We start from the raw sequence: 15,692 nt of genomic DNA, 5'->3' as shown, positions 1-15,692 counted from the left end.
TGTTTATTATACAATTGTATAAAAGCACAAAATGATTTTGAGTTTATTTTGCTTGACGGAAAATCATACAGCAAACTTTATATATTCCTCACAGTATGGGGAACTCGATTAACAAGTCAAGTTGAACTTTATTTAATAAAACTTATAAAAAAATAAGTGAAAGCAAAGAAATAAATAAAATAGTTATTGAAAAAATAAACCTAAATACGCCCTAGCATTGAAATATTTACTAGAGAAGCTGCTGCAAGCTTAAGCAATCTGTGGTTAAATGCCTTTTTTTATTGTGTTTCACTTTACAAGGGAAAAATCATGCGCGCGTACAATTTCTGTGCTGGTCCTGCTGCATTACCTACTGCCGTTTTAGAAAAAGCTCAAAAAGAGTTGTTGGATTGGCAAGGTAAAGGTCTATCCATCATGGAAATGAGTCACCGTAGTGCTGACTATGTTGCCGTAGCTGAAAAAGCTGAAGCAGATTTGCGTAAGCTTATGAATATTCCTGAAAACTATAAAGTACTGTTTTTACAAGGCGGCGCGTCATTACAATTTTCAGCAATTCCTTTAAACCTGCTTGGTAAAAATAACAAAGCAGATTATATCCATACAGGAATTTGGTCTGAAAAAGCGTTAAAAGAAGCAAAACGCTATGGTGATATTAATACTGTAGAAGCAGGTATTAAAGTAGATGGTAAGTTCGCCATCTCTGATCAAAGCGAATGGAACTTGTCTGACGATGCAGCATATGTTCATTATGCAGATAACGAAACAATTGGCGGATTACAGTTTGCAGGTATTCCTGATGTTAAAGCGCCACTTGTATGCGACTATTCATCAAGTATTTTATCGGCTCCATTAGATGTGACCAAGTTTGGTTTAATTTATGCTGGCGCACAAAAAAATATTGGTCCTGCTGGTTTAACAATCGTTATTGTTCGTGATGATTTACTTGACCAAGCTAAGCCAGAAATTCCAAGCATTTTAAAATATGGTGACCAAGCGAAAAATGGTTCTATGGTAAATACTCCTTCAACTTATGCTTGGTACTTGTCTGGTTTAGTATTCGAATGGTTACTAGAGCAGGGTGGGGTAGACGCTATTCATAAAGTTAACCTTGAAAAAGCTCAGTTACTTTATGGTTATATCGATTCAAGCGATTTTTATAATAACCCGATTGCTATTCCAAACCGTTCAATTATGAATGTACCATTCACTTTGGCAGATGAAGCTTTAGAAAAGCAATTCTTGAAAGAAGCTGAAGAAAATCATTTATTGAACTTGGCCGGTCACCGCTCAGTTGGGGGTATGCGTGCAAGTATTTATAACGCTGTGCCATTAGAAGGCGTGCAAGCACTTATTCGCTTTATGGATGATTTTGCTAAACGTAATGGTTAAGTAAATCAAAAAAATAAAGCCCTCAAAAAGAGGGCTTTATTTTTATATAATTTATTAATTAAAAAGGCATAAAACCAAATTGATGTATCATCATCGCGGCTAAGAACATACCTAAAACGAAAAAGCAAAACGCACCAGTATCGACCCTTATACGTGGGTTACTAGTTTGAATGAGGCTGGTGGTTTGTTCAGGTATAATCTTCATTCAATAGCCTAATTTTTAAAATATTAGTGAAATTCAATTAGTTTCACTATTTTTAGCATAAATATTCGCCTGAATCCAGATATTACCGCGAATATATTCACCAATATTAAAGTTTTTGTACAAATCATTTTGGGTCGCGATGCGCACTAATATGGCAGGAAGATTGTCTTCTAAAACTAAAGTGACATCGTAAAGGGTATATTCTGCACCCATAAATGTCATTGAAGTTTTACCGACAATATTACCTTGGAACCATGCTTCGTCTTCTTGACCAAGATTTTCCCCATATAAATATGCAACCATTTTTGAAAAATCAACCGTCACAGGTTGTTGATCTTCCTCAGTTTTCGGTTGCCATTCATTAATGAGTTCTTGTAGGTTTTCAGGTGCAATACCATTATTTTCAGTTAAAATTGCATTTAACGCACGGTGATGCTTAATTGATGCCGGATCATCTACAACAATTGTTTCGCCGGCAGGGACGGACTCTAATTCATAAGCCCATGCATTAAATTGAACTTGGTAAGTTTGGGTTTTGTCATATTGACAACGATTAACACTAAATAAATTATCAAATGCATAAACAGTCGTATTTTTATTTAATCTTAAACTTAATACTGCCTGAGTTGCTGAATCACAAGTAATGATGCGTTCAATTTGTGCATTATATTGATACGGGCTTTCAAAACTAGGAAATGCTGTTTTTAAAGCACGAGGCTTTTGATTTTCAACTGCAATAATTTGGTTAATGGTGACATTTTGCCCTTGAGGACCTTGAATCAGCCAAAAAGATTGATCCATTTCATCTTCACTTTGGCATAAACCCATTGGCATTACAGGAGCATCAAGCGCCAGTCCAAGCCATTTTGGTACATCTGTCTCTGGATGGGCGGTCAGTAGATTCCAATGCTCGCCATGACTACCAAAATTTTGGTCGTTTACCGTAATAACTTCTGGACTGTTTTGATTTTTCATAAGTACGATTGATGTTGGGTTTATCTCACTTGTTATATTAAATCGAGGGTAATTGCTATTTTTCAAGTCAACATATGTAAATTCTCTTGCAAAAGCACATATTTACTTATTAAAAAGCCTTTCAATAGGCAAAACACGTGCTTTTAAGAGTGAATATAGTCGACTTTTAAGAGATTGTTAAAATTAAATTTAGAAAACAAGTTTTATATTTAGCGCTATTCTCTAATGAAATGCATCTGTTAGACTTATATTTTTAGTGGAAATAGAGAATAACGTGCTGCCATTTAAGTTATGGGTAGACGCAGATGCATTACCTAAAATTCTGCGTGAAGTCATTTTGCGAGCTTCAGATCGTTATCAGTTAGAAGTGATTTTTGTAGCCAATCAAAATGTCGGCATTACCCCATCGGTACGCATTAAATCAATACAGGTTTTAAGTGGGGCTGATCAGGCCGATCAGGAAATTGTTGATCGTATGTCTGAAAATGACATTGTCATTACACAAGATATTCCGCTTGCTGCTCAAGTTATTGAAAAAGGTGGTATCGCGATTCATCCACGTGGTGAGATTTATACCACTGCAAATGTTAAGGCACGATTGCACTTACGTGACTTTATGGACACGCTGCGTGGTGCTGGAGTCCAGACAGGTGGTCCTCCTCCAATTTCAGAACGTGATAAGCGTGAATTTTCCAGTGCACTCGACCAAACAATTTTAAAGCAAAAACGTAAAACTGCTTAGTGAGCTTCTTATGCCATCCCAGACCAACTTGGCTTCAACTTATGTCTTGCTTGTATTTATTTGGGCAACGACACCTTTAGCCATTGTATGGAGCGTGTCTGACTTACATGTCATGTGGGCCTTACTATTACGTTTTTATATTGCTTTACCTCTTTCAGTTATTGTTTTACTTATTCTAAAAACTTCTTTTCCCACTCATAAGCAAGCTCTCCATAGTTATTTTGCAGGGTCTTTTAGTTTAATTGGCTCTCAAATTTTTACTTATGCTGCAACTCAATATTTAAGTTCAGGCATGATCGCACTCATGTTTGGTCTGGCGCCTATCATGGCTGGATTAATTGGCCGTTTTGCTTTTGGTCAGCATCTTTATAAATTGCAGTGGTTTGGTATGGCGATTGCCGTTTGTGGTCTAGCAATCATTTGTTTGAATGGATCTGGTCAGCACGTGCATCCATTTGGCATTGTTTTAATGTTGATCAGTGTTTTTGTTTATTCATTTTCTATTTTTTGGGTAAAAAAAGTGAATGCCCAAATTCAACCTATGGCTCAGGCAACAGGTTCAATCTTGGTCTCATCGCTTTTGGCGAGCTGTCTTATTCCATTTATTTGGCAATATGCTCCGACCCATTTGCCGCAAGCTAAATCCTTATTTGCTCTAATTTATACAGTTCTTATGGCTTCACTCGTTGCTATGTTCTGTTATTTCAAACTTGTACAAAATATCAAAGCAACTACTTTATCGCTTACAACCGTTATTACGCCTATGTTAGCTATGATGATTGGTGCTGTTTTAAACCATGAACATCTTTCAATGATGGTTTTTGTGGGGGCATTTATTATCTTGTTTGGTCTATTCCTGTATTTCTATAAAGACATTCAAGCAAACCGTAATTTTGCCCAACATATTAAATCTAAATAGGAGAAGATGAGGGTAATTTGTTGAGCTTATTCATTAAATTGTTCTAATTCGTAGCTAAATGCATGATCAAATTGATCTCATATCTTAAGTAGTAGAAAATAGCGCAGCAATATAATATTAGGATTGTTAAGGGTAGGTCAGAACTTACTGATTTTTAAACCTTAATACAGCATCTAACGATATGGCTAAATAAGAAGTGTGGATCGCACTTCTCTATTTTCCATCAATGACCTTGGATTTAGAAGGTATGTTTAAACCAATCTCACTGTATATAGGGTTGAGATATACTCGCGCACGACGCAGTAATCATTTTATTTCTTTTATTGCATTGGTTTCGATGGTCGGTTTGACACTTGGTGTCGCTGTACTGATCACGGTACTTTCTGTAATGAACGGTTTTGACCGCGAATTGAAAAATCGTGTTTTGGGAATGGTACCGCAAGCGACAGTTTCTTCAACGCAAATTCTTACGGATTGGCCTGAGCTGATTAAACGAGTTGAAAATCATCCCCATGTGACTGGAGTTGCACCTTTTACTCAATTACAAGGTATGTTAACTGCTCAAGGGCAAGTGGCTGGTATCATGGTGACGGGTATTGATCCGAAATATGAAAAGAATGTGTCTATCATTCAAAATCATATTGTTGCCGGTAGCCTCGACTCACTTAAAAAGGGTGAGTTCGGTATTGTGCTTGGTAAAGACATGGCCGATTCACTTGGTTTACGTCTAAATGACAGTGTGACATTAGTATTACCAGAAGCAACGCCATCTCCAGCAGGTGTTGTGCCTCGTTTTAAGCGCTTTAAAGTGGTGGGTATTTTCAGCGTAGGTGCTGAAGTGGACTCAATGGTCGGATACATTGCTTTATATGATGCATCGACTTTATTGCGTTTACCTGATGGTGCTCAAGGCGTCCGTTTAAAAATGGATGATATTTTTGCAGCACCTCAAGTTGCCGATGATATTGTGAAAAACTTGCCAAGCAATTTCTACGCAACGAACTGGACCTATACACACGGTAATTTGTTTAATGCCATTCAAATGGAAAAAACATTAGTTGGTTTATTACTTGTACTGATTATTGTGGTTGCTGCATTTAACATTGTTTCGTCTTTGGTCATGGTGGTAACTGACAAAAAATCGGACATTGCAATTTTACGTACTTTAGGTGCGTCACCATCCATGATTACTAAAATCTTTATGGTGCAAGGTACAGTGATTGGTGTGATTGGTACAGTTGCGGGCACGGTTTTAGGTGTAATTTTGGCACTTACGATCAGTGATATTATTTCTTGGTTTAATAATGTTCTTGGACTTAATTTGTTCGATGCCTATTTTGTACATTACTTACCTTCGTACTTAAGATGGCAAGACGTGACAATTATCGTGATTGTTTCTTTACTCTTAAGTTTCTTGGCAACTATTTATCCGGCGCTTCGTGCAGCCAAAGTTCAACCTGCCGAGGCATTGCGTTATGAGTAAAGTCGTTCTAGAAGCAAAAGATATTTATAAGCATTTTGATGATGGTAAATCTAAGGTTGAAGTCATTAAAGGTCTTTCTTTACAAGTTGAAGCAGGGCAGTTTGTATCTATTGTTGGTGCAAGTGGTTCAGGTAAAAGTACTTTGTTACATGTACTCGGTGGCTTAGATCAACCAACCCAAGGCCAAGTCTTTTTAAATGGTCAGCGCTTTGATAACTTGGGTGAAGCAGAACGTGGTTTTCAACGTAATCAGTATTTAGGTTTCGTTTACCAGTTTCACCATTTATTGCCTGAATTTAGTGCGCTTGAAAATGTGGCAATGCCTTTGATGCTTCGAGCGGACAGTCAATATAAGTCGGTTAAGGCCCAGGCTGAATATTTGTTAGATCGAGTTGGGTTATCTCATCGTATGGACCATAAACCAGGTGAACTTTCAGGTGGTGAGCGTCAACGTGTTGCGCTTGCTCGTGCATTAGTGACTAAGCCTGCGGTAGTACTAGCTGATGAGCCTACGGGTAACCTAGATCGTAAAACAGCAGTAGGTATTTTCGAGTTGCTCACCGATCTTAAGAAAGAACTAAACATGGCCATGTTAATTGTGACCCATGATGAGCAATTAGCTCAGGCAGCAGATTCAATCTTGCATATGGAAGATGGGCTGTGGGTAAACGGTTCTTAAAAAAATTGTCATTAAATCACATTGTTAAAGCCCACTGAGTTGGGCTTTAATTTTGCCCCTAAAATGATAATGACTAGATTTTTAAATGTTTAAGATTATTCTATTGGGGTGGGTTGGCGGTATTGCATTGATGGGAATAGATTTCCCTTTAATCATGCAATATGAAAAAGTGGGCGAGGCTCTACTGTTACTTGCCTTTATTTTTTATCTTTATAAACGCTCAGTATTCGTTAGCCGACCATTTTTAAAGGCAATGTATTCTTTGTTATGTGCAGCCAGCCTTTTTGTTGTGGGGTATCAATATGCCGAGAATGCGTTGGTCGAACGCTTACAACAAAGAGAAATGGATTCAAAAAATCTCGATATTATTGTTTATATAAATCAACTAAGTGAAGAAAAAGACAATAAAGTTCAACAAAATGCTCAAGTATTAAACCTATCTAAAGATCCGGTAAATTGGCTACTGTATTTAAAAAATGATAATCAAAGTATGTTGAAGAGCAATCAAGAACTTCAATTAGGCCATTACTATCGACTATCTGGAAAAACAAAACCTGCTCATAGTTACGCCACAGCAGGAGCTTTTGATCAGGAAAAGTGGTTTATTCAGCGAAATATAATGTCTGGTTTTATTGTTCAGTATATTGAGCCTTTAAGCCTTGATGAAATTTATCGATTGGGATATCAACAGCATTCAAGAGAACAGCAGTCCTTTTTTAATAGATTTCAAATAAATATAGAAAAGCTGCGCTTAAATTTTAGGCATCTATTGCAAAATTCTTCACTACAACAAAAAGGGCTAATTTTAGCTTTGCTGACTGGTGATGAAAGCCTTTTATCAGATGAGACCCAAATACAATTTAAACAATTGGGAATTGCTCACTTGTTAGCGATTTCAGGGCCACATGTACTTATTTTTGCCATCATGTTGTCTTGGTCCTGTCATCAAGTCATCTGCCGTTATTATCCTCAAATTTACTTATGGAAACCCAAACAAGTTTTGATGGCTATACCATGCTGTTTCGGTGTTTTAATTTATACAGCTTTTGTGGGGTTCGAAATTCCTGCACTACGGACATTGTTGTCAGTCTTTATATTTATTTCTTTTATAGTATTAAAACAACCTCTTAAACCATTTGCATTGCTCGTATACAGCGCAAGTTTATTATTACTCATGGACCCGTTTAGTGTCTTGTCTGCAGGTTTTTGGTTGTCTTATGGGGCATGCTTTATTTTATTAAGAATTTATCAAACTATAGTTCAAATACCTGATCAACATTTTTTAAGCTTACGCTCGAAAATGAATTTTATGACTAAGGTGTTAATTGAGTCTCAAGGCAAAATCTTTATTGCATTGAGTCCTTTAACCTTACTTTTCTTTCAACAAATTTCTTGGATTGCTCCATTAACCAATATTGTTGCGGTGCCTATCGTTGGTGGGATTATTGTTCCTTTAAATATTCTGGCTGCTTGTACATGGTTTATTGTCAAACCATTTGGAAACATGCTTTTTTATTTCAATGATATCTTGCTCAGCATATTGCTAAGTTGTTTGGGCTTATTAGAAAAACTCTCTTTACCATTACAAGGTATAAGCTTGACACCACTGTATTTATTAGCGATTAGTTTTGCCATAATTATTTTATTTTTACCTAAAGGAATTCTGCCCAAAACTTGGGGAATATTATGTTGTTTACCTTTAGTTATTGTGAACAACACGAGTCAGCAAATTCAGCTTAATATTTTAGATGTTGGGCAGGGGCAGGCCATTTTTTTACAACATTTCGAACAAAACTGGTTAATTGACACAGGCGGTTCTTACGATGAAAAAATATTTAGTATTGGACAAAATGTTGTAGTTCCATTCTTACGCCAACAAGGAGTAAAGCGATTAGATCGTGTTGTGCTATCTCATCTTGATCAAGATCATAGTGGGGCTTTTCCTTTCATTCAGCAGGAGATTCCTGTAAAGCAGGTTCTCTCAAATGAGCAATCTTCCACTACTCTAAAGCAGCCATTTCAGTATTGTCATCAAGGTCAACAATGGCAATATCCTGAATTAGATATTCAAATTTTATGGCCTAAAGAAAAAGATTTAGCTTTTGTCCATTCTCAACAGAATCAATATTCCTGTGTGGTATATCTGCATTTTAAAGGAATTAGTGATTACCAAAATTTTCTGATTATGGGAGACGCTGGATGGGAGGCAGAATACGAATTGTTAGAAGACTATCCAAGTTTAAAAGTAGATGTTTTGGTATTAGGCCATCATGGAAGCAAGCACAGTTCGGCTTATGATTTTTTAGCAACCCTAAAACCAAAACTGGCAATTGCATCGGCAGGGTTTGATAACCCTTATGGCCATCCAAGCCAAGAGGTTATCAATCGTTTAAAAGCCCTTCATATCCCGCTTAAAAGTACAGTAGAGCAAGGAACGTTAAGTTTTGTTTTGGAAAACCAAAAAATAGTTTTACACAACCGACGTTTTGAGCGCCTCTGGTTGCGTAGAGTTCCCTAAAGCTTCAGCCTTGAGCCTATTCACGGTTTTAATCGCTTCTGCAGGGTCAATATTATAAACATTGTCTAAAGCTGGGTTTGCTTTAAAGCGTTTATAGCTCCAGTGATAGTGTTCTGGATATTTATGGATGAGTTGCTCAATTGCCTGATGGATGACATAAGTACCATCGTCTGCAGTTCCTTCATAGATCTTCTCATCCATTGGTTCGATATGCATGGTAAAACCATCATTTTCATTACGGATCGCATAAAGGAATAAAGCTTTTGCCTTAGTCTTCTGGATGAGTTTTGCACTTAAATTACTTGAAGCAAGTGGCACACCAAAATAGTTCACCATATCTCCCCCAATGTTCGGAGTATGATCTGGCAAAATTACTGTAGTTTCACCTTGTTTGAGTGCTTTAAAAATTTGTCTTACACCAGTTTCATCGGTTGGGACTAGATTTGCTTGTTCACGACTGCGAGCTTCTCGTACAAAACGGTCAGCATCATCATTTTTGACTGGTTTATATAAAATAGTCATTGCTGTGAACTGAGCACACCATGCATTCATGACTTCCCATGTGCCAAAATGAGGAACAATGAGCACAACACCTTTTTTTGCTGCTAAAGCATCATGAAAGTATTGTTCGCCTTCTATCCGATGGATACGAGCAATATTTTCTTCATTAGATGAACCCCAGATACTTAAAAACTCGAAATATGAGGTTAATTCATTACGTACAGCTTTTTCTGTAATTGCTATACGTTGCTGTGGTGTTAAGTGGGGCAGTGCAATTCTTAAGTTAAGCTCTATACTTTTTGAAGTTTTAGTAATTTTTAAAGTATTTACAAGGCCAGCCAATAGACGAGCAATAGAACGCCCAAATTGAATAGGTAGTCGGCTAAATGTTTTGAGTAATTGATAGTTCATGCTTTTTGAATCTGGTCTGGTCATCTATAGCAGTAAGGAGGAAACAACAAGTAAAAAAAGACAAAAATATTATAAATGAAATCATATTATTTAGACAGTTTTTATCAAATCAACGTATATAATGACATCATTTCGATTGATTTGGATTGGAATTTTATGTCCGATTGGCCACCAAAACCACAAAATGAACCTATAACCCCTAAACAGAACGGACCGGAATGGCAAATCCTTGAGAAAGCTGTACTGGCTTCTGTAGAAGAACAACGCCGTAGTCGTCGCTGGGGTATATTCTTTAAAACACTTACTTTTATTTATCTATTGTTCATTGTTGTGTTAATGGGCAAAGGTTGTTCGACCAGCAAAGAAGGCTCAGCTGCAAGTAGTAGCAGTGCTCATCTGGCTGTGGTTGATATTGTTGGAACCATTGATGCTTCAAGCAATCAATCAGTAAATAGTGAAGATACGAACAAAGCGCTTAAGCGTGCTTTTGAAGCTTCAAATAGCAAAGCAATTGCACTTAATATTAATTCTCCTGGCGGTTCTCCTGTTCAGTCGGATGAAATTTGGCAAGAAATTCGCTATTTGAAAAAAGAACATCCTGACAAGAAAGTCTATGCAGTGATTGGCGATATGGGTGCTTCTGGTGCTTATTATATTGCTTCTGCTGCTGATGAAATTATTGTGAATCCATCAAGTTTGGTAGGCTCAATTGGTGTCATTATGCCGAACTATGGCATTACTGGTTTAGCTCAAAAACTTGGAATTGAAGACCGTACTTTGACAGCGGGCACCAATAAAGACATTTTAAGTATGACAAAACCGATTAATCCTGTACAACGAGAGCATATTCAATCTGTACTCGATAATGTTCACACTCATTTTATTAATGCAGTGAAAGAAGGACGCGGTAAACGCTTAAAATCAAATGATCCTGCTATTTTCTCAGGTCTTTTCTGGACTGGCGAGCAAGCAATCCAGTTAGGTGTCGCTGACCGCTCAGGTAACATTACGAGCTTGATGCGTGAACTGAAGCTTGATAATAAAGTTGACTACACAATTGAACGTAATCCACTGCAATCTATTTTAGGTCGAATGGGAGCAGAAATGGGTAAAGGTTTAAGTGAGTCAGTTGCTCAACGTTTAGAGACGAGCCAAGACGCAAAGCTACAATAATTTAAATCAGGATAACGGTATGTCAGTAAAACCGGTTATACACTTTGCGCATGCCAATGGCGTGCCGTCTAAGGTGTATCAAAAGTTGTTTGATCAATTAAAAGATGAGTATGACGTGATTTATGTTCCACTCATTGGACCTGACAAACGTTATCCGATTACCAATCACTGGCCTTTTTTGGTTGATCAGGTGATTGATAGTATTGTACGCCAAGCGAAGGGGCGCAAGGTGATTGGACTTGGTCATTCGCTCGGTTCAGTTTTAACTTTAATGGCCTCTTTTAAACGTCCTGAGCTTTTCTCACAAGTAATTATGCTAGATCCGCCTCTTATTTTGGGTAGATACTCTTTTGCTTTCCATATGGCAAAATTATTTAAACCTAAAATAGTCGATGACATGACACCTGCGGGTTTATCTGCACGTCGTCGTGAGCATTGGGAGTCTCGTGAGCAAGCCGCGGCATTGTTACGTCCAAAAGGTTTTTATAAAGACTTTGATGAAGACTGCTTTCAAGCCTATATTGACTATGCTTTAAAAGAAGATCCAATTCGTGGCGGTGTAACTTTAACTATTTCTCGTGAAGATGAAGTCGCGATTTTCCGTAAAAATCCTTCTTGGTGGTGGCTACCTATGCCAAAACCGAAAATGCCTGTACATCTAGTCGTGGGTAAAGAGAGTGCTTTCTTAAAAAGAGGTTTTCCTCAAATGGCAAAGCGTAAAATGGGAATTCCATTTAGTGTGGTTGAAGGAGGGCATATGTTCCCTCTAGAGCATCCAATTGATACAGTGAATTATATTAAAAAGCTTATCGATAGTAATTCGCGCTAATAAGACTTTTATAAAAAAAGGACATGCATGCATGTCCTTTTTTTACTTACGTTGAGCAAATCTTTTACCAAGATGCAAAACGAATAGGGTGTTCAAGAATTTGATTACGGAAATAGGCTTGTCCATCTTTCCATGTCAGCTGGCCATTACATAACCATTCTGCAACTTGAGGATAAATAAAATGCTCAAGTTTATGTACACGTTCTGCCAAAGAAGCAACATTGTCATGTTCTTTGACTTCAATTGCAGATTGAGCAATTGCTTGACCAGCATCAAGTTCAGAAGTTACAAAGTGAACTGTACAACCATGCAATCGATCGCCCGTATTTAATACACGCTGATGTGTATTAACACCTTTATAAGCAGGTAATAGCGAAGGATGGATATTGAGCATTTTACCTTGCCATTTATCGACAAAGTTTGCAGTTAAAATACGCATGAAGCCAGCTAAAATAACGATATCAGCTTGCCATGCCATAAGTTGCTGATGCATCGCTTCATCAAAATCGGCACGACTAGGAAAGTCTTTATGCGAAATTACCGCTGTTGCGATATTGGCATTTTGAGCACGCTCTAGGGCATAAGCATCGGCTTTATTGGACAATACACCTACAATTTGCCCTGATAGACGTGCATCTATCAAGGCTTGTAAGTTACTGCCGTTCCCAGAGACTAGAACAGCAATTTTCATCATTCAAAGATCACACGAATTTTTTCGTCTGCACCTTCCACTGATTCAGCATTTTCTTGGATATGTCCGATTTTCCAAGCTTTTTCACCTTGAGCATTAAGCACTTCAATTGCTTTTTCTGCATCATTTGCGTCAACTGCAATCACCATACCTACACCACAGTTAAAGGTACGGTACATTTCAAAACGTTCTACATTACCTTCACGTTGTAGAAGTTTGAATAATTCTGGCCATTCCCAAGAAGCTTCATTAATGACAGCTTGAGCACCATTTGGTAATACACGCGGTAAGTTACCAGGTAAACCGCCACCAGTGATGTGTGCCATAGCATGCACATCAACTTGTTTGCAAAGCTCAAGAACTGGTTTTACATAAATACGTGTTGGTTCCATTGCGACATCTGCAAGAGGACGGCCATCAATCACTTGAGTTAAGTCTACATTCTTAACATCAAGGATTTTACGTAGTAATGAATAACCATTTGAGTGAGCACCACTTGATGCAACACCAATAAGTACATCACCAGATTTTACTTTAGAGCCATCAATAATTTTGCTTTGCTCAACAACACCCACTGCAAAACCAGCAAGATCGTAATCTTCACCTTCATACATACCAGGCATTTCAGCTGTTTCACCACCTACAAGTGCACAACCTGCAAGTTCACAACCTTTACCGATACCAGTAACTACGTTTGCAGCTACGTCTACATTTAAGTGACCAGTTGCATAATAGTCGAGGAAGAATAATGGTTCTGCACCACAAACCAAAAGATCGTTAACACACATAGCGACAAGATCTTGGCCGATTGTGTCATGACGATTAAGGTTAAGTGCTAAACGTAATTTAGTACCTACACCGTCAGTTCCAGAAACCAAAACAGGTTCTTCGTAACCTTTAGGAATTTTGCATAGTGCACCAAAGCCACCAAGTCCGCCCATTACTTCTGGACGAGTTGTACGTTTAGCGACTGACTTGATACGATCGACCAGTGCGTCGCCCGCTTCAATGTCAACACCCGCATCTTTGTAGCTTAAACCGGTATTTGGGGTAGAAGTTGAGTTGCTCATAAATGAAGTCTCCGCATTGGCGGCAGATTATAACCTGAATATACGAAACTCTTATGTTATTTATGCTCGAAAATGCTATCTTTAATAAAAATATTTTTCCATTTATAACGATTAAATCAAAAAAGGCTAGATTTTATGCAAGATCGTATACTGCGCCGTATTTTCTTACTCGCAGGTATTGTATTGCTGGTATGGGTATTATACTTGCTCAAGCCTGTGGTCATTCCATTTCTTGGTGCTTTTTTCCTGGCTTATTTATTCAGTCCACTTGTCGATGTTCTAGTAAAAATTAAGCTCCCTCGTTGGTTGGCAATTAGCATCGTTTTTATCGGTATCGGTGTAACTTTAACTGTTGCATTATGGTATTTGGTTCCACTCATCTGGAAACAACTTGTTTATGCTCGAGATAGTATCCCTGCTGGAATTCATTGGATTAATGCAGAGCTACTGCCTTGGATTTCTTCGACCTTCCATGTACAACAAATGGAAATCGATACCGATCAAATGTCCAAAGCGGTTATGGATTATGTCCAGACCAATTACAGTGCCGATAGCATTCAGGCTGTTTTATTAAAGCTTGCACAATCAGGTCTGAATTTTATTCAGATTGGTGGAACACTCGTTTTAATTCCAATTATCGCTTTTTATTTTTTATTAGACTGGGACCGTATGTTGCAGAACTTACGTCGTCTCATCCCACGACCATATGAAGCCACTACCTTACAAATCGTTCGTGAATGCCATAGTGTTTTAGGAGCATTTGTTAAAGGTCAGTTCCTCGTTATGCTTTTGCTCGGTGTGGTCTATGCGGTAGGTCTACAATTAATTGGGTTAGAGGTTGGACTTATTATTGGTATGGTGGCAGGCCTTGCCAGTATTATTCCTTATTTGGGATTTGCAGTCGGCATTATTGCAGCCATTATTGCAAGTCTATTTCAGTTTGGAATGGACTGGACTCACTTGTTACTCGTTGGTGTGGTTTTTATGATTGGTCAAGCTGTAGAAGGCTATATTCTACAACCATTCCTACTCGGTGATAAAATTGGTCTTTCACCAGTTGCTGTTGTATTTGCTGTTTTGGCAGGCGCGCAACTTGCTGGTTTCTTAGGAATGCTCATCGCATTACCAGTGGCTGCGGTCATTGTTGTACTCTTAAAGCACTTAAGGGATAACTATGAAAAGAGTAGCCTTTATGGTGCGTATTCGGAATTATTTGTGCAAGAGGGTAATATTCAGCAAATTCATGTAGAAACTGAAAATACTAAACTTGATCTTGAAGTTAAAACACAGCAAGATACAGATACACCAAATCTTTCAGATCAGAAATAATTTCAAGGCCAATTCATTATATGCGTCAACTCCAACTGGATATAGAACCTCAACTTGATGCCCGAATCAGTGATTTTTCGGGACCAGGTTGGGGGCATGTAGTCGATGCAGTGCGTCAACTACATGCAGGTCTAGTCAATAGATTTTATATCTATGGTGGAGCTGGAACAGGTAAGAGTCATTTGCTTTCAGCGATTTGTGATTCTTATTTAGAAGTAGGCAAGTCAGCAATAAAAGTTTCACTGTTGGAACTTCTTGATGCTCCGATTGAGGCAATTACTTGTTTAGAGCATTATGATTTAGTTGCTTTAGATGATATTGAATCTATTAGTGGCGTGCCACACTGGCAAAAAGCTGTGTTTCATTTAATGAATAACCATGAAGGACAACTTGTATTTTCTTCACGGGTTGCGCCGATTGAACTAAAACTCGAGTTACCAGACTTGCAATCACGTCTTACCCAAGCGGTCAGTGTAAAAGTGCCAAGTGGAAGTCTATACGCAGACCGTTATGCTTTAGTTACTTCCGTTATGGCTAGACGTGGTATCCATTTCGATCAGCAGATTGTCGACTATTTACTTTTACATGGGCCGCATCAAGCTTCTGTTTTATTACAAACCGTAGCACAGTTAGAAAAACTTCTTAAAGGTGAGAAGACTAAGCTTTCAAATGCAACGTTAAGACAAATTTATGCTTTAATTGATGAGTACCAACAATAAATTGTTTCATACATCTCGTTATTTCTTTGGTTGGGGTGAACTTGGGTTTTTTGCTATAA

At 38.0% G+C, this 15,692-nt stretch carries 15 protein-coding genes and 1 pseudogene; 10 read left to right on the top strand and 6 right to left on the bottom strand.

Going from position 1 to position 15,692, the window contains the following annotated elements; genetic code table 11:
- Positions 1 to 309 precede the first annotated feature (309 nt).
- Positions 310 to 1,389, top strand: coding sequence for a 3-phosphoserine/phosphohydroxythreonine transaminase (gene serC / locus ABLC00_RS14020; protein ID WP_001203175.1), 1,080 nt, complete (start codon positions 310 to 312; stop codon positions 1,387 to 1,389).
- A 58-nt stretch (positions 1,390 to 1,447) separates the two neighbouring features.
- Here serC and ABLC00_RS14015 read toward each other — a convergent pair whose 3' ends face one another.
- Together ABLC00_RS14015 and ABLC00_RS14010 are read right to left on the bottom strand one after the other, a co-directional pair.
- Positions 1,448 to 1,594: a hypothetical protein gene (locus ABLC00_RS14015; RefSeq protein WP_000691795.1), complete on the bottom strand. Its 147-nt coding sequence runs from the start codon at positions 1,592 to 1,594 to the stop codon at positions 1,448 to 1,450.
- A gap of 33 nt (positions 1,595 to 1,627) precedes the next feature.
- Positions 1,628 to 2,569, bottom strand: coding sequence for a hypothetical protein (locus ABLC00_RS14010; protein ID WP_004707450.1), 942 nt, complete (start codon positions 2,567 to 2,569; stop codon positions 1,628 to 1,630).
- A 256-nt stretch (positions 2,570 to 2,825) separates the two neighbouring features.
- Between ABLC00_RS14010 and ABLC00_RS14005 the strand changes: the two genes are divergently transcribed.
- Positions 2,826 to 3,311 (top strand): YaiI/YqxD family protein, encoded by a 486-nt coding sequence (locus ABLC00_RS14005; RefSeq protein ID WP_079377047.1) that lies wholly within the window; start codon positions 2,826 to 2,828, stop codon positions 3,309 to 3,311.
- 10 nt (positions 3,312 to 3,321) lie between these two features.
- Positions 3,322 to 4,230 (top strand): DMT family transporter, encoded by a 909-nt coding sequence (locus tag ABLC00_RS14000; RefSeq protein WP_004885721.1) that lies wholly within the window; start codon positions 3,322 to 3,324, stop codon positions 4,228 to 4,230.
- A gap of 29 nt (positions 4,231 to 4,259) precedes the next feature.
- On the opposite strand, the pseudogene ABLC00_RS13995 reads toward ABLC00_RS14000, so the two are convergent.
- Positions 4,260 to 4,361 (bottom strand): annotated as a pseudogene (locus tag ABLC00_RS13995) (PilZ domain-containing protein); the annotation flags it as partial.
- A gap of 116 nt (positions 4,362 to 4,477) precedes the next feature.
- Here ABLC00_RS13995 and ABLC00_RS13990 point away from each other — a divergent pair.
- The 3 genes from ABLC00_RS13990 (at position 4,478) to ABLC00_RS13980 (ending at position 8,910) form a co-directional block, all read left to right on the top strand.
- Positions 4,478 to 5,713: a lipoprotein-releasing ABC transporter permease subunit gene (locus ABLC00_RS13990; RefSeq protein ID WP_004707458.1), complete on the top strand. Its 1,236-nt coding sequence runs from the start codon at positions 4,478 to 4,480 to the stop codon at positions 5,711 to 5,713.
- Positions 5,706 to 6,392: a lipoprotein-releasing ABC transporter ATP-binding protein LolD gene (gene lolD, locus ABLC00_RS13985; RefSeq protein ID WP_004885722.1), complete on the top strand. Its 687-nt coding sequence runs from the start codon at positions 5,706 to 5,708 to the stop codon at positions 6,390 to 6,392. Before ABLC00_RS13990 ends, lolD begins: the two co-directional genes overlap by 8 nt.
- Positions 6,393 to 6,477: 85 nt before the next feature.
- Positions 6,478 to 8,910: a DNA internalization-related competence protein ComEC/Rec2 gene (locus ABLC00_RS13980; RefSeq protein ID WP_044422436.1), complete on the top strand. Its 2,433-nt coding sequence runs from the start codon at positions 6,478 to 6,480 to the stop codon at positions 8,908 to 8,910.
- Here the strand turns inward: ABLC00_RS13980 and ABLC00_RS13975 are convergent.
- A complete protein-coding gene (locus ABLC00_RS13975; protein ID WP_004707465.1) occupies positions 8,863 to 9,846 on the bottom strand; it encodes a lysophospholipid acyltransferase family protein in 984 nt (327 codons plus the stop codon). The genes ABLC00_RS13980 and ABLC00_RS13975 overlap by 48 nt on opposite strands.
- Before the next feature lie 132 nt (positions 9,847 to 9,978).
- Between ABLC00_RS13975 and sppA the strand changes: the two genes are divergently transcribed.
- The gene (sppA, locus tag ABLC00_RS13970) at positions 9,979 to 10,995 is read left to right on the top strand and encodes a signal peptide peptidase SppA (RefSeq protein ID WP_009500454.1); all 1,017 of its coding nucleotides are present in this window, start codon (positions 9,979 to 9,981) and stop codon (positions 10,993 to 10,995) included.
- Between the two features lie 19 nt (positions 10,996 to 11,014).
- Complete coding sequence (locus tag ABLC00_RS13965) at positions 11,015 to 11,824, top strand: alpha/beta fold hydrolase (protein ID WP_004885735.1); 810 nt, start codon at positions 11,015 to 11,017, stop codon at positions 11,822 to 11,824.
- 64 nt (positions 11,825 to 11,888) lie between these two features.
- Here the strand turns inward: ABLC00_RS13965 and purN are convergent, their stop codons facing one another.
- Together purN and purM are read right to left on the bottom strand one after the other, a co-directional pair.
- Positions 11,889 to 12,518, bottom strand: coding sequence for a phosphoribosylglycinamide formyltransferase (purN, locus tag ABLC00_RS13960; RefSeq protein WP_002052470.1), 630 nt, complete (start codon positions 12,516 to 12,518; stop codon positions 11,889 to 11,891).
- A complete protein-coding gene (gene purM / locus ABLC00_RS13955) occupies positions 12,515 to 13,585 on the bottom strand; it encodes a phosphoribosylformylglycinamidine cyclo-ligase (protein WP_000071984.1) in 1,071 nt (356 codons plus the stop codon). Before purM ends, purN begins: the two co-directional genes overlap by 4 nt.
- 135 nt (positions 13,586 to 13,720) lie before the next feature.
- Between purM and cxpE the strand changes: the two genes are divergently transcribed.
- Positions 13,721 to 14,914 carry a chloramphenicol efflux transporter CxpE gene (gene cxpE / locus ABLC00_RS13950; protein WP_002052735.1) on the top strand — a complete coding sequence of 398 codons (1,194 nt, stop codon included), beginning with the start codon at positions 13,721 to 13,723 and terminating at the stop codon, positions 14,912 to 14,914.
- Between the two features lie 20 nt (positions 14,915 to 14,934).
- Positions 14,935 to 15,633 (top strand): DnaA regulatory inactivator Hda, encoded by a 699-nt coding sequence (gene hda, locus ABLC00_RS13945; RefSeq protein ID WP_001249536.1) that lies wholly within the window; start codon positions 14,935 to 14,937, stop codon positions 15,631 to 15,633.
- Positions 15,634 to 15,692: the final 59 nt, after the last annotated feature.

The organism is Acinetobacter nosocomialis (genome assembly GCF_041021905.1).
Taxonomy (GTDB): Bacteria; Pseudomonadota; Gammaproteobacteria; order Pseudomonadales; family Moraxellaceae; genus Acinetobacter; species Acinetobacter nosocomialis.
Note: the sequence above shows the minus strand (reverse complement) of the source record. Positions and strands in the feature narration are given on the sequence as shown.

What these genes read in the sequence shown, in the direction of transcription:
- purM (WP_000071984.1), bottom strand. Translation starts at nt 13,585, where the DNA reads ATGAGCAACTCAACTTCTACCCCAAATACCGGTTTAAGCTACAAAGAT.
- ABLC00_RS13980 (WP_044422436.1), top strand. Translation starts at nt 6,478, where the DNA reads ATGTTTAAGATTATTCTATTGGGGTGGGTTGGCGGTATTGCATTGATG.
- cxpE (WP_002052735.1), top strand. Translation starts at nt 13,721, where the DNA reads ATGCAAGATCGTATACTGCGCCGTATTTTCTTACTCGCAGGTATTGTA.
- ABLC00_RS13975 (WP_004707465.1), bottom strand. Translation starts at nt 9,846, where the DNA reads ATGACCAGACCAGATTCAAAAAGCATGAACTATCAATTACTCAAAACA.
- hda (WP_001249536.1), top strand. Translation starts at nt 14,935, where the DNA reads ATGCGTCAACTCCAACTGGATATAGAACCTCAACTTGATGCCCGAATC.
- ABLC00_RS13965 (WP_004885735.1), top strand. Translation starts at nt 11,015, where the DNA reads ATGTCAGTAAAACCGGTTATACACTTTGCGCATGCCAATGGCGTGCCG.
- sppA (WP_009500454.1), top strand. Translation starts at nt 9,979, where the DNA reads ATGTCCGATTGGCCACCAAAACCACAAAATGAACCTATAACCCCTAAA.
- ABLC00_RS14010 (WP_004707450.1), bottom strand. Translation starts at nt 2,569, where the DNA reads ATGAAAAATCAAAACAGTCCAGAAGTTATTACGGTAAACGACCAAAAT.
- ABLC00_RS13990 (WP_004707458.1), top strand. Translation starts at nt 4,478, where the DNA reads ATGTTTAAACCAATCTCACTGTATATAGGGTTGAGATATACTCGCGCA.
- lolD (WP_004885722.1), top strand. Translation starts at nt 5,706, where the DNA reads ATGAGTAAAGTCGTTCTAGAAGCAAAAGATATTTATAAGCATTTTGAT.
- ABLC00_RS14015 (WP_000691795.1), bottom strand. Translation starts at nt 1,594, where the DNA reads ATGAAGATTATACCTGAACAAACCACCAGCCTCATTCAAACTAGTAAC.
- serC (WP_001203175.1), top strand. Translation starts at nt 310, where the DNA reads ATGCGCGCGTACAATTTCTGTGCTGGTCCTGCTGCATTACCTACTGCC.
- purN (WP_002052470.1), bottom strand. Translation starts at nt 12,518, where the DNA reads ATGATGAAAATTGCTGTTCTAGTCTCTGGGAACGGCAGTAACTTACAA.
- ABLC00_RS14000 (WP_004885721.1), top strand. Translation starts at nt 3,322, where the DNA reads ATGCCATCCCAGACCAACTTGGCTTCAACTTATGTCTTGCTTGTATTT.